General features: G+C 76.8%; 10 protein-coding genes. 5 read left to right on the top strand and 5 right to left on the bottom strand.

Translation table 11 applies throughout. The features are described from left to right. The first annotated feature begins 41 nt into the window (after positions 1–41). Positions 42–1,604, top strand: coding sequence for a serine/threonine-protein kinase (locus HNR08_RS07025; RefSeq protein ID WP_146836911.1), 1,563 nt, complete (start codon positions 42–44; stop codon positions 1,602–1,604). A 4-nt stretch (positions 1,605–1,608) separates the two neighbouring features. On the opposite strand, the gene HNR08_RS07020 is transcribed toward HNR08_RS07025, so the two are convergent. Further along, on the bottom strand, positions 1,609–2,043 hold the full coding sequence (locus tag HNR08_RS07020) for an Lrp/AsnC family transcriptional regulator (RefSeq protein ID WP_146836908.1): 435 nt from the start codon (positions 2,041–2,043) through the stop codon (positions 1,609–1,611). A 70-nt stretch (positions 2,044–2,113) separates the two neighbouring features. On the opposite strand from HNR08_RS07020, the gene HNR08_RS07015 reads away from it, so the two are divergent. The 3 genes from HNR08_RS07015 to HNR08_RS07005 all read left to right on the top strand — a co-directional run bounded on the left by HNR08_RS07015 (position 2,114) and on the right by HNR08_RS07005 (position 5,489). Further along, positions 2,114–2,728, top strand: a complete 615-nt coding sequence (locus HNR08_RS07015; protein ID WP_183834896.1) for a LysE family transporter — start codon at positions 2,114–2,116, stop codon at positions 2,726–2,728. A 122-nt stretch (positions 2,729–2,850) separates the two neighbouring features. Then, positions 2,851–4,059, top strand: coding sequence for an alpha-hydroxy acid oxidase (locus HNR08_RS07010; protein ID WP_246803046.1), 1,209 nt, complete (start codon positions 2,851–2,853; stop codon positions 4,057–4,059). Further along, complete coding sequence (locus tag HNR08_RS07005; protein WP_183834894.1) at positions 4,056–5,489, top strand: FAD-binding oxidoreductase; 1,434 nt, start codon at positions 4,056–4,058, stop codon at positions 5,487–5,489. The genes HNR08_RS07010 and HNR08_RS07005 overlap by 4 nt, the downstream gene beginning before the upstream one ends. A gap of 27 nt (positions 5,490–5,516) precedes the next feature. Here the strand turns inward: HNR08_RS07005 and HNR08_RS07000 are convergent, their stop codons facing one another. The 4 genes from HNR08_RS07000 to HNR08_RS06985 all read right to left on the bottom strand — a co-directional run bounded on the left by HNR08_RS07000 (position 5,517) and on the right by HNR08_RS06985 (position 9,703). Further along, a complete protein-coding gene (locus tag HNR08_RS07000; protein WP_146840878.1) occupies positions 5,517–6,116 on the bottom strand; it encodes a methionine ABC transporter permease in 600 nt (199 codons plus the stop codon). A 62-nt stretch (positions 6,117–6,178) separates the two neighbouring features. Continuing rightward, entirely contained in the window at positions 6,179–7,249 is a 1,071-nt protein-coding gene (locus tag HNR08_RS06995; protein WP_146840877.1) for a methionine ABC transporter ATP-binding protein, read from the bottom strand. A gap of 79 nt (positions 7,250–7,328) precedes the next feature. Then, a complete protein-coding gene (locus HNR08_RS06990; protein WP_146840876.1) occupies positions 7,329–8,228 on the bottom strand; it encodes a MetQ/NlpA family ABC transporter substrate-binding protein in 900 nt (299 codons plus the stop codon). Positions 8,229–8,785: 557 nt separating this feature from the next. Beyond that, positions 8,786–9,703, bottom strand: coding sequence for a MetQ/NlpA family ABC transporter substrate-binding protein (locus HNR08_RS06985; protein WP_168431863.1), 918 nt, complete (start codon positions 9,701–9,703; stop codon positions 8,786–8,788). A gap of 507 nt (positions 9,704–10,210) precedes the next feature. Between HNR08_RS06985 and HNR08_RS06980 the strand changes: the two genes are divergently transcribed. Then, positions 10,211–12,868 (top strand): DNA polymerase III subunit gamma and tau, encoded by a 2,658-nt coding sequence (locus tag HNR08_RS06980; RefSeq protein WP_183834892.1) that lies wholly within the window; start codon positions 10,211–10,213, stop codon positions 12,866–12,868. Positions 12,869–12,871 lie beyond the last annotated feature (3 nt).

Raw genomic sequence — 12,871 nt, 5'->3', positions numbered from 1 at the left:
CTCCCCGGTGATCCTGGTACCTCCCGTCGAGGAGGTCACCCGTGAGCGAGCAGCCCGAGGACGGTGCGCGCCCGGCCGACCCCGGCGCCACCGCGCCGGCCCTCGACGCGCGCCCCCGGGACCGTGCGCTCCGCCGCGGCACGGTGCTCGGCGGTCGGTACGTGCTCGCGGAGCGGCTCGGCCGCGGCGGCATGGCCGAGGTGTACGCGGCGCGGGACGAGGTGCTCGGCCGGGACGTCGCGGTCAAGGTGTTCCACCCGTCGGCGGCGGGCCGGGCGGCCGACGAGCGGCACCGCGCCGAGATGCGCCTGCTCGCCCGGCTCAGCCACCCGGGCCTGGTGACGATCTTCGACGCCGGCAGCACGGAGCTTCCCGACGCGGAGCAGCAGGACTTCCTCGTCATGGAGCTGGTGCGCGGCCCGTCGCTGGCGGTGCGCGTGGCGGCGGGCCCGATGCCGGCGGACGAGGCGGCGGTCGTCGGGGCGCACGTCGCCGAGGCGCTGGCGTACATCCACGACGAGGGCGTGGTGCACCGGGACGTGAAGCCGGCGAACATCCTGCTGCCGCCCGAGGAGCGCTCCGGGTCGACCGTGCCGTGGACGAAGCTCGCGGACTTCGGGATCGCCCGCGCCCGCAGCGAGGAGCACCTGACCGTCACCGGCGAGCTGCTCGGCACCCCGTCGTACCTGAGCCCGGAGCAGGCGACCGGCGGCGCGCTGACCCCGGCGTCGGACGTCTACGCGCTGGGGCTCGTGCTGGTGGAGTGCCTGACGGGCGAGCGGGCCTTCCCGGGCACGCCCATCGCCTCCGCGGTCGCGCGGCTGCACAAGCCGCCGCCGGTCCCGACGCACCTCGGCCCGCGCTGGGCGGGGCTGCTCACGGCGATGACGGCCCTCGACCCGGCCGACCGGCCGACCGCCGTGGCGGTGTCCGAGGAGCTGCGCGCGCTGCTGCGTCCCGGGGCGCTCGGCCTCGGGCCGGTGCGGGGCGACGCCGGCGCCGCGGCGGTGGGGGCGGACGACGAGGGGGCACCGACGCTGGCGGTGCCGGTGGCGGCGCTCGCGGCGGGGGCCCTGGACGCCGCGACGGAGGAGGGCGACGACCGTCCCGCCGCGCCGGTCGTTCCGCTGCGCGCCCGCCGGGACGGGGTGTCGGCGCGGCGCCGCGGCATGCGCAGCGCGGCGGTCGCGGCGGCCGCCGTCGGGGTCGCGGCGGCGCTGCTCGGCGCGCAGGCGCTGGGCGACCGGCCGCAGGCGGGGCAGGACCCGGCGCCGTCGGTGCAGCCGACCGAGGCGGTGGCGGAGGCGGCCGACGACGTCGCGACGGTGGAGCCGGCCGTCGCCGACGCGGACGCGGCCGTCGGGAGCCCGGAGGGCGACCGGGGCGCGGCCGAGGTCGTGGCCGATCCGGCGGCACCCGCCGCGGACACGGCGCCCGCCGAGGACCCCGCGCCCGCCGCGGACCCGCCGGCCGCCGAGGACGCCGCGGACGACGGGGACGGCGGGGACGGCGGCAGCGGCCCGTCGGAGAACGCGAACCCCCGGGCCCACGAGCGTGCCGGCGCCGAGTCGGGCAAGGGCAAGGACAAGGACAAGGACACGTAGGCCCTCAGCCCCCCGCGGCCCGCAGCGCCACCCGCGACACCGTCTGCGCCGCGCCGTCCTCCCGCTTCATCGCCCGGACCAGCCGGTCGAGCCCCGCGGCGTCCCGCACCACCGCGTGCACGAGGTAGTCGTACCCGCCCGTGACGTGCACGGCGTCCAGCACCTCCGGGCGCGCCGCCGTCGCCCGGCGGAACGCGTCGGAGTCGGCGTCGGGAGCGAGCCGGACGTCGACGAACACCTCGAGCCCGCCGGTCCGCGCCGCCGCGCCGCCCGCCGCTCCCCGCACCGTGAACCCGCCGATGCGCCCGTCCGCGACCATCCGCCGCACCCGGGCGGCGGCGGCGTTCGGCGACAGCCCGACGAGCCGCCCGAGCTCGCGGTACGGCAGCCGCGCATCCGCGGTGAGGTGACGGAGGATCGCGTCGTCCGTGGCGTCCATACCGCGACTCTCGCAGCCGCACCGCGACATCCGCAGCACCCGGCCGGGTGAGCCCGCGACGCTCCTCCCCGTGACCGCCCTCGACGCCCTGCTCACCGGACTCCTCGCCGGCCTCGGGGTCGCCGTCCCGCTCGGGCCGGTCGGCCTGCTAGTGGCCCGGGCCGGCGCGGTGGCGGGGCTGCGCCGGGGGCTGGCCGCCGCGGGCGGGGTCGCCGTGGTGGACGCCGGGTACGCCGTGGTCGCGGCGACCGCGGGGGCCGGGGTCTCCCGGGTGCTCGCCGGGCACGAGCGGGTCGTGGCCGTGGTGGCGTCCGTCGTGCTGGCGGGTGTCGCGGCGCACCTGCTGCGCGGGTCCCGGCGGCCCGCCCCCGCCGCGGCCCCCGGCCCGCCCGACCGCTCCGGACCGGCCCTCGCGACCACCGCCCGGTTCGTGCTGCTCACCGCGGTCAACCCGCTGACCCTCGTCACGTTCGCCGCGCTCGCCGCCGCGCTCCCGCCTGCGACGCCGGTCGCCTGGTTCGTCGCCGGCGTGGCGGGCGCGTCGGCGGCGTGGCAGTGCCTGCTGGCGTCCGCCGGGTCGCTCGTCCGGCACCGCGCCGGCGCGGCGGCCCGCCGCTGGACCGGCCCCGTCGGCGCGGCCGCCGTGCTGGTCGCCGCGCTGGTCACGCTCGTGCGGGCCCTCTGACCGCCGGTGCCCGACACCCGCTGCCGCGGGGTGAGACGCCGGGCCGGGTCCCGGGCCGCGGGGGCTACGGTGCCAGGACGGGTCGCGGATCCGCCGGGCCCGTGGGAGAAGGAGGCGCCGGCGTGCGGCGACGGCTGCAGACCTGGTCCGAGCTGAGGCCGCTGCTGCGGATGCGCCCCGTCGAGCTGGACCCCGTCGCCCGGCGGCTGTCCCGGGCGTACACCGTGCGGGACCTGCGCACGATCGCCCGGGCGCGCACCCCGCGCTCGATCTTCGACTACGTGGACGGCGCGGCCGAGGCCGAGGTGTCGATCCGCCGGGCCCGCCGCGTGCTGCGCGACGTCGAGTTCCAGCCGTCCGTGCTGCGCGACGTCGGCACGGTCGACCTGGGCACCACCGTCCTCGGCCGGCCCGCGGCGGCGCCGTTCGTGTACGCGCCGACGGGGTTCACGCGGATGATGCAGCACGAGGGCGAGCCCGCCGTCGCCCGGTCCGCGGCCCGCACGGGCGTCCCGTACACGCTGTCCACGATGGGCACGACCTCGATCGAGGACCTCGCCGCGGCCGCCCCGGACGGGCGGAACTGGTTCGGCCTGTACGTGTGGAAGGACCGCGGCGCGTCCCGCGAGCTGATGGCCCGCGCGCGGGAGTCGGGGTACGAGGCGCTGGTCATCACGGTGGACGTCCCGGTGGGCGGCGCGCGGCTGCGGGACGACCGGAACGGGTTCAGCATCCCGCCGGCCCTCAGCCCGAAGGTCGTGCTCGACGGCGCCCTGCACCCCGCGTGGTGGCTGAACTTCCTCACCACCGAGCCGCTCCGGTTCGCGACGCTCGACGCGTGGCAGGGCACCATCGAGGAGCTCGCCGCGCACATGTTCGACCCGACCGTCGAGCTCGACGACCTCGCGTGGGTGCGGGAGCACTGGGACGGCCCGCTCGTCGTCAAGGGCGTGCAGACCGTCGCCGACGCGCAGCGCGTCGTGGGCGCCGGTGCCGACGCGGTGGTGCTGTCCAACCACGGCGGCCGCCAGCTCGACCGCGCCCCGGTGCCGCTGACCCGGGTCCCCGGCACCGTCGACGCCGTCGGCGACCGCGCCGAGGTCTACGTCGACACCGGCTTCAGCAACGGCGGCGACGTCGTGGCCGCCCTGGCGCTCGGCGCGCGGGCCGTCATGCTGGGCCGCGCCTACCTCTACGGCCTGATGGCCGGCGGCGAGCGCGGCGTGGACCGCGTGGCCGCGATCCTGACCGCCGAGATCGGCCGGACCCTGCGCCTGCTCGGCGTGCGGTCCGTCGCCGAGCTCACCCCCGAGCACGTGAGGCTGCCATGAGCACCAGCACCCCGGTCGACCCCGTCCCGGCCCCCGCGGCCCCGTCCGCCGACGCCCTCGCGGCGGCCCTCGCCGACCTCCGCTCGGCGCTGCCGGCCGACGCCGTGGTGACGGACCCCGAGGCCCTGCGCGACCGGGCGCAGGACGGCTCCGCGACCCCGCCGACCGGCGACCCGCTGGTGCTCGTGCTGCCCGCGACCACCGCCGAGGTGTCCGCCGTGCTGCGCGCCGCCCACGCCCACGGCGTCCCGGTCGTCCCGCAGGGCGCGCTGACCGGCCTGGCCGGCGGCGCGAACGCCGTGCCCGGGGCGATCCTGCTCTCGACGGCCCGGATGACGGCGATCCGGCGCATCGACCCGGTGGACCAGGTGGCGGTCGTGCAGCCGGGGGTCGTGACCCGGGACCTGCAGGACGCGGTGGCCGCGCAGGGGCTGTTCTACCCGCCCGACCCCGCGTCGTTCGCGACGAGCACGCTCGGGGGCAACATCGCCACGAACGCCGGCGGTATGCGGTGCGTGAAGTACGGCGTGACGCGGGACTTCGTGCGCTCGCTCGAGGTCGTGCTCGCCGACGGCACCGTCGTGCGGACCGCCCCGCCGACCGTGAAGGCCGTCGCCGGCCTGGACCTCACCGGGCTGGTCGTCGGCTCCGAGGGCACGCTCGCCGTCGTCACCGAGGCGACCCTCGGCCTGCTGCCCGCGCCGGGCCCCGACCGCGGGGTGGCGGCGACGTTCGGGTCGGTGACCGCGGCGCTGGAGGCGGCGAACGCGATCATCGCGAGCCCGCACCGGCCGTCGACGCTGGAGTTCGTGGACGGCGTCGTGCTGGAGGGGCTCGCGGCCTACGACCCCGACGCCGGCCTGCCGGTCGGCGCGCGGGCGATGCTCATCGCGATCACGGACGAGGAGGTCGGCGGGGCCGCCGACGTCGCGGTGTACGAGGCGATCGCCCGCGCGCACGGGGCGCTCGGCGTCGACGTCGCGCACGAGCCGGAGCGCATCGACGTGCTCATGCGGGCCCGGCGCGCGCTCAACCCCGCCATGCGCCTGCTGCGCGGCGGCAGCATCAACGAGGACGTCGCCGTCCCCCGCACCCGGCTGCCCGAGCTCCTCGACCGGCTGCAGGGGATCGCCGCGGAGGCGGGGCTGCCCATCGGCACCGGCGGCCACGTCGGGGACGGCAACCTGCACCCCGTCATCGCGTTCGACCCCGCCGACCCCGCGGAGGTCGCCGCCGCGGCCGAGGCCCACGCGCGGATCCTGGCCCTCGCGGTCGAGCTCGGCGGCACGGTCACCGGCGAGCACGGCATCGGCACGGAGAAGCGCGGGGCCCTGCCCGGGGAGCTCGGCGAGCGCATCCTGGCGATCCAGCGCGGCATCAAGCAGGTCCTGGACCCCACGGCGGTCCTGAACCCGGGCAAGAAGCTCTGACCCCCGCGCCGGCGGGCGCGGCCGGGGTCAGCGGCGCAGGACCTTGCGGGCCAGCCAGTTGCCCAGGAGCTGCGCGAGCTGCACCATCACGACGATCACCGCGACCGCCGTCCACGTCGCGACGTCGTTGAACCGCTGGTACCCGTAGACGATCGCGAAGTCGCCCAGGCCGCCGGCGCCGATCGCGCCCGCGACCGCCGTCATGTCGACGATGCCGACGAACAGGAACGTGAAGCCGAGGATGAGCGGGCCGAGCGTCTCGGGCACGATCACCGTCGCGATGATCCGCAGCGGCCCGGCGCCCATCGCCCGCGCCGCCTCGATGACGCCGGGGTCGAGCGCCACAAGGTTCTGCTCGACGATCCGGGAGGTCGCGAACGTCGCCATGATCGCCAGCGCGGGGATCGCGGCCTCGACGCCGTAGGACGCCCCGGTCAGCGCCTGGGTGAGCGGCCGGACCGCGGTGATGAAGATGATGAACGGGATCGGCCGCACGATGTTGACCGCCACGTTCAGCACGGCGAACACGGGCCGGTTCTGCAGGATGTTCCCGCGCCGGGTCACGTAGAGCGCCAGGCCGAGCAGCAGGCCGCAGAACCCGCCGATCGCCAGCGCCGCGATCGCCATCTGCAGCGTCTGGCCGAGCGCCTGCCACAGCTCGGGCCACAGGGAGGTGCCGTTCGGGGTGGTCACGCGGTCACCCCCTCGGTGGACGGGCCGGCGTGGTCGCCGGCGTCGGTGTGCTCGACGACCTCGGTGTGCTGCCGCAGGTCGGCGATCAGCGCGTCGACGTCGGCGTCCGAGCCGGTGAGCTCGAAGGTGAGGGAGCCGAGCGGCCGGGCGTTCACCTCGGTGATGCCGCCGAACACGACCGTGCCGTCGACGTGGTGCGCGCGGAACCGCTCGGTGATCGCGACGCCGGGCCGGCCCTCGGTCTCCCGGACCGCCACCGTGACGATGCGGCCCGGGTGGCGGCCGCGCAGCCGCGCGACGACGTCCTCGCGGGGCCGGTCGTGCAGGGCGGCGCCGATGAACCGGCGCGTGATCTCGGCCTGCGGGTGGGCGAACACCTGGTAGACGTCGCCGGTCTCGACGACCTTGCCGTGCTCCATCACCGCGACGCGGTTGCACAGGTAGGACACGACCGACATCTCGTGCGTGATGACCACGATCGTGACGCCGAGCTCGCGGTTCACGCGCCGCAGCAGGTCGAGCACGTCCTTGGTGGTCTCGGGGTCCAGCGCGCTGGTGGCCTCGTCGGCGAGCAGCAGAGCGGGGGAGGTGGCCAGGGCGCGGGCGATGCCGACGCGCTGCTTCTGGCCGCCCGACAGCTGGTCGGGGTACTGCTTGGCCTTGTCGGAGAGCCCGACGAACTCGAGCAGCTCCGCGACGCGGGCCTGGCGCTTCTCCCGCGGCCACCCGGCGACGCGCAGCGGGTACGCGACGTTGCCGGCGACGGTCCGGGACCGCAGCAGGTTGAACTGCTGGAAGATGAAGCCGATCCCGGCGCGGGCGGGCCGCAGGCCGCGCTCCCGCAGCCCGGTCAGTGCGGTCCCGTCGACCACCACCTCCCCGGACGTCGGCGACTCCAGCGCGTTGATCAGGCGTACCAGCGTGCTCTTGCCGGCACCGGAGTAGCCGATCACGCCGAACACGTCGCCGCGCTCGATGTCGAGCGAGACGCCGTCGACGGCGTGCACGGGGCCGCTGGCCCCGTCGAACACCTTCGACACGTCGCGCAGGGAGACCATCGCGGTCATCGGGTCACCGTCCAGGGTGGGGGGTGGGGGTCGGGGTGCCGCGCCGGGCGACCCGCGGGCCGCCCGGCGCTGCGGCGGGTCAGGAGTTCTCGCGGACCAGGTCCTCGAGCTCGGTGAGGCTGGTCTGCAGCTCCTCGGGCGAGAGGTCCGGCTTGACCGCCGTGCCCTTGTTCTCGTCCTCGAGCTGCCCGATGACCTCGTCGCGCTGGTAGATCTCGACCAGCTGCGCGTACACCGGGTTGTCCTTGTCCTCGGCGCGGGCCACCCACACGTTCACGTACGGGCGCGCCTGGTCGGGGTCGTCCAGGTCGGAGAAGATCGCCTCGGTCGGGTCGAGCCCGGCGTCCGCGGCGAAGGTGTTGTTGATGACCGCGCCGTCCAGGCTCTGCAGCTGCACCGCGGTCTGGTTGGCGTCGACCGGCACGACCGTCACGCGGGAGGCGGCCTCGTCGATCTCCGCCGGGGTGGACAGCGCGTTGCCGCCGCCGGTCAGCGAGATCAGGCCGGCCGACTGCAGCACGAGCAGGGCCCGCGCCTGGTTGGTGGCGTCGTTCGGGATCGCGATCTCCGCGCCGTCCGGGATCTCCTCCGGGGAGGTGTAGCCCTTCGTCGTGTAGAGCGCGAGCTGGTAGATCAGCGTGCTGCCGATGGGCGCGAGGTCGTCGTCGGCGTTGACGTTGTAGTCCGCGAGGAACAGCAGGTGCTGGAACTGGTTGAGGTCGAGCTGGCCGTTGCTGAGCGCCGGGTTCGGCTGCTGGTAGTCGGTGAAGTTCACCAGCTCGACGTCGATGCCCTCCTCCGCCGCGAGGTCGGTGAAGGTCGTCCAGTACTCCTGGGCGATGTCGGCGACGCCGATCTTCACGGACACCGGGTTGTCCGGGTCCGCCGACGTGGGGGACGACGGCTCGCCGCCGCCGGAGCACGCGGCCAGCGCGCCCAGCGAGAGGGCGGCGATCGCGGCGGTCAGTCTGCGCTTCATGGTGCTTGCCTTCCAGGTCGCGGGCCCGGCGGTCGTGCCGGTGCGGGCCCGTGCGGTCCGGTGGGACCGCCGTGCGGTGCGGGTGGCGGCGGTGGTGCCGCGCCGGGGGCCGTCCGGCGGCGTCCCCCGGCCCGGCGACGGAGCCGTCGGGCGTCAGGACCTGGGAGGACCGGGGTGGCCCGGCGGGGTGCTCGCGGGGAGCAGGGGAGCCGGGCGGCGGGTCCGCCGCGGGAGGGCCGTGCTGCGGGATCGCAGCGTCAGCACATTCGCTGACGACAGCACATGAGCCCGCAGGTCGCCCCGGCCATGACGCGCATCGACGGCGCGGTGTGCTCGGAAGCGGCGTGGGTGCTCACGTGCTCGACTCCTGTCCCTGGGTGGGGGCGGACGCCGGCGACCCTAGCACCCGTCCGGGAAGCCGTGTCCCCGGGTCTCAGCGCCCGGCCTGGGCCCACCGTGCCACCCCCGCTCGCACCCCGCACGCGGTCGCGCACCCGCACCCGCACGCGACCGCGCCCGCCCCTCGGGGGAGCGGGCGCGGTCGCGTGCGGTGCGGCTCAGGCGGCGGACTCGCGGACCAGGTCCTCGAGGTCGGCCAGGTCGGACTGCAGCTCGTCGGCCGGCACGTCCTCGACCACGGCGGTGCCGCCGTTCTCCTCGAGCAGCTGGTCCGTGACCTCCTTCGAGTGGTAGATCTCGATCAGCTGCGCGTAGACCGGGTTGTCCTTGTCCTCGGCGCGGGCCACCCAGATGTTCAGGTACGGGCGGGCCGTGTCGGTGTCCTCCAGGTCGGAGTAGATCGCGGTGGTCGGGTCGATGCCGGCGTCCGTCGCGAAGTTGTTGTTGATGACCGCGGCGTCCAGGCTCTGCAGCTGCACGCTGGTCTGGTTCGCGTCCACCGGGACCACCTTCACGCGGGAGGCGGCCTCGTCGATCTCCGCCGGCGTCGAGAACGCGTTGCCGCCGTCCGTGAGGGTGATCAGCCCGGCGGACTGCAGGACGAGCAGCGCGCGCGCCTGGTTCACCACGTCGTTCGGGATGGCGATCTCGGCGCCCTCGGGGATGTCGTCCGGCGACGCGTAGCCCTTGGTGGTGTAGAGGCCGAGCTGGTAGATCGCGGTCGAGCCGATGGGCTCCAGGTCGTCGTCCGACGCCACGTTGTAGTTCGCCAGGTAGAGCAGGTGCTGGAACTGGTTGAGCTCCAGGTCGCCCGAGCTGAGGATCGGGTTGGGCTGCGTGTAGTCGGTGAAGTTCACCAGCTCGACGTCGATGCCCTCCTCCGCGGCGAGGTCGGTGAAGGTCGTCCAGTACTCCTGGGCCTTGTCGGTGACCCCGACGCGGACCGTGACGCGGTTGTCGGCGTCGGCGGTCGAGGTGGCGTCCCCCGCGCCCGGCGAGTCACCCCCGGACGAGCACGCGGCGAGGGTCGCGGTGGCGAGGATCGCGGCGATCGCGGCGGACAGCTTGCGCTTCATGGTGGTGCCTTCCGGGTGTGCGGCTGGGGGGTCGTGCCCCCGGGTCCCGTCCCGCTGCGCCGAGATCGGTGGTTCGGACCGAGATCGGTGCGTGGGGCGACCGATCTCGGTGGGAGGCACCGATCTCGGCGGGGGACGCGGGGTGGTTCTGCGGGCCGGCGGCCCGGGGAGGGCCGGCGGGTGGCGGCGCGGGGGCCGCCGGGCGCGCGGGAGGCGACGGGGTCGTCGCGGGGCGCCGGAGCGCGGCTCAGGCCGCGGCGGTACAGCGACAGGCGAGCGCACGGCGGCGGTCCGCGGCGCGCATGCGGCGCGGGCGGCTCGGCGATCCGGCGTGGGTGCTCACGTGTCTCTCCTGGGGTGCGGGCCGGGCAGGACGCCCGGTGGCGGAGCGACCGTAGCAACGCGTCTCGGAGATTGGAACGTCGTGCTCGGATGGCGAGACGAGGTGTCGACGGGGGTCGCCGGGACCGTCCCGGGGTGTCGGTCCGCGCCTCTAGAGTTCTGGGGGTGACGACAGCCCTGTACCGCCGCTACCGGCCCGAGACCTTCGCGGAGGTCGTGGGGCAGGACCACGTCACCGCGCCGCTCCGCCAGGCGCTGCGCACCGGGCAGACGAACCACGCGTACCTGTTCTCCGGCCCGCGCGGCTGCGGCAAGACGACCTCGGCCCGCATCCTCGCCCGCTGCCTCAACTGCGCGCAGGGCCCGACCGACACCCCGTGCGGCACGTGCGAGTCCTGCGTCGAGCTCGCGCGCGGCGGCCCCGGCAGCCTCGACGTCGTCGAGATCGACGCGGCCAGCCACGGCGGCGTCGACGACGCCCGCGACCTGCGCGAGCGCGCGACGTTCGCCCCCGCGCGCGACCGGTACAAGGTGTTCATCCTCGACGAGGCGCACATGGTGTCGCCGCAGGGCTTCAACGCGCTGCTCAAGATCGTCGAGGAGCCGCCGGAGCACGTGAAGTTCATCTTCGCGACGACCGAGCCCGACAAGGTCATCGGCACCATCCGGTCCCGCACGCACCACTACCCGTTCCGGCTCGTCCCGCCGGACGTCATGGTCGGCTACCTCGACCGGCTCTGCCGCACCGAGGGCGTCACCGTCGGGTCCGGCGTGCTGCCGCTCGTCGTGCGCGCCGGCGGCGGGTCCGTCCGCGACTCCCTCTCCGTGCTCGACCAGCTCATCGCGGGCTCCGGGCCGCAGGGGCTCGTCTACGAGGACGCGGTCGCGCTGCTCGGTTACACGCACGCCTCCCTGCTCGACGACCTGGTCGAGGCGCTCGCCGTCCGGGACGGTGCCAGCGCGTTCCGCGTCGTGGAGCGGGTCATCTCGACGGGCCACGAGCCGCGCCGGTTCGTCGAGGACCTGCTCGAGCGCCTGCGCGACCTCATCGTGCTGTCCGCCTCCGGCGACGCCGCCGCCGCGGTGCTCCGCGACGTCCCCGGCGACCAGCTCGCCCGGATGCAGAGCCAGGCCGCGCACCTCGGCGGGGCCGAGCTGTCCCGCTCCGCCGACCTCGTCAACGCCGCGCTCACCGAGATGACCGGGGCGACGTCCCCGCGGCTGCACCTCGAGCTGCTCATGGCGCGGCTGCTGCTGCCGGCGCTCGACGACTCCGCCGCAGGCCTCGGTGCGCGGCTGGACCGGCTGGAGCGGGAGGGCGTGCGGGTCGCGCCCGGTGCCGCGCCGGCTGCCACGGCGGCGGCGCCCGCGTTCGCGCCGGCCGCGCCGGTGGAGCGGGTGGCGGTGGTGACGCCGGAGACGCCGCCCGTGGCAGCGCCCGGAGTGCCCGCTCCGGCCCCCGCGCCCGTGGCCGCGCCCGCCGCGCCCGCCGCGCCCGCCGCGCCCGCCGCGCCCGCCGCGCCCGCCGCGCCGGCCGTGGCGGAGGCGGTCCCGGACGACGCCGTCGCCGAACGCGAGGCGCCGGACGAGGCCCCGGACGACGAGGCCCCGGACGACGCGGCCCCGGACGACGGCGCGGTCGACGCCGCCCCCGCGCCGGTCGCGGCGGCCCCGCAGGAGCGCGAGCCCGCCGGTGCCGGGACCCCGGCGCAGGCCCCCGCCCCCGAGCCGGTTCGCGCTCCCGAGCCGGTTCGCGCTCCCGAGCCGGTCGCCGCGCACGACGTCCCCGTCGCCGCGCCGGTCGCGCCGCTCGACCGCCCCGCCGGCGCCTCCGCCGCCGGGGACGCCGAGGTGCTCCGCCGCCGCTGGCCCGAGGTGCTCGACACCCTCAGCCGCCTGAAGAAGACCACCTGGGTCCTCATCAGCCAGAACGCGCAGGTCGTCGAGCTCGACGCGACGACGCTGCGCCTCGGGTTCTCCGCGCCGGGGCTCGCGTCGGCGTTCCGCGGCGGCTCCCACGCGGACCTCGTGCAGCAGGCCGTCCGGGAGACCCTCGGGTTCACCGTGAAGGTGGAGCCGGTGCTGGCCGGCGCCGGGTCGCCCGCCCCGCGCGCGGCCGCGCCGTCCGCCGGCCCCGCGCCGGTGCCCGCCCGGACCGGCGCCCCCTCGGCCGCCGAGGCCGCCGCGTCCTGGGACGCCCCCGCCCCGCGCCCGTCCGACGCGCCCGCCCCACCGGCGGAGGCGTCGCGCGCCCCGCACCAGGTCGGCCGTCCCGGCGGCCCCGGCGCCGGGGACGGGTCGGGCGACGACGACCCCGACGCGACCGGCGACGCCCGAGCCGCCGAGGCGTCCGAGTCGTCACCCGGGCCGGGGGACGACGCGCCCGCCGGCGCGTCGCCGGGGTCGGACCGGGTCGTCGGCACCGCGGCCGCGCCGGGGGCCGCGGCACCGGCCGCCCCCGCCGACGCCGCGCCACCCCGCCCCGGGGCCGTCCCGGCCGGCACCGTGCCCCCGCCCGTCCCGGACGGCCCCCCGCCGCCGTGGGACGACCCCGAGGACCCGGGCGCCCCGGAGCCCCCGGACGACGAGTGGGCCCCGCCGCCGGCCGCCCCGAGCGGAGCCGACCGCGTCCGCGCCGCGGCCCGCGCGGCCGCGGCGGCCGGTCCGTCCGCGGGGTCCGCGCCGGCCCGCAGCGCGTGGGCGGACGACGAGCCGTCGATGGACGACCCGGACATCGGCGCCTCGGGCCTGTCCGGCGTGCCGCTGCTCGCCCAGATGCTCGACGCGACCGTGGTGGAGGAGCAGGTCGAGGAGGGCTTCTGACCG

Origin of the sequence: Cellulomonas hominis, from assembly GCF_014201095.1 — a bacterium.
In the GTDB taxonomy this organism is placed as follows: domain Bacteria; phylum Actinomycetota; class Actinomycetes; order Actinomycetales; family Cellulomonadaceae; genus Cellulomonas; species Cellulomonas hominis.
Note: the sequence above shows the minus strand (reverse complement) of the source record. Positions and strands in the feature narration are given on the sequence as shown.

Coding starts and splice junctions, on each gene's coding strand:
- HNR08_RS07020 (WP_146836908.1), bottom strand. CDS start 2,043: ATGGACGCCACGGACGACGCGATCCTCCGTCACCTCACCGCGGATGCG.
- HNR08_RS07005 (WP_183834894.1), top strand. CDS start 4,056: ATGAGCACCAGCACCCCGGTCGACCCCGTCCCGGCCCCCGCGGCCCCG.
- HNR08_RS07000 (WP_146840878.1), bottom strand. CDS start 6,116: ATGGCGATCGCGGCGCTGGCGATCGGCGGGTTCTGCGGCCTGCTGCTC.
- HNR08_RS06995 (WP_146840877.1), bottom strand. CDS start 7,249: ATGACCGCGATGGTCTCCCTGCGCGACGTGTCGAAGGTGTTCGACGGG.
- HNR08_RS06990 (WP_146840876.1), bottom strand. CDS start 8,228: ATGAAGCGCAGACTGACCGCCGCGATCGCCGCCCTCTCGCTGGGCGCG.
- HNR08_RS06985 (WP_168431863.1), bottom strand. CDS start 9,703: ATGAAGCGCAAGCTGTCCGCCGCGATCGCCGCGATCCTCGCCACCGCG.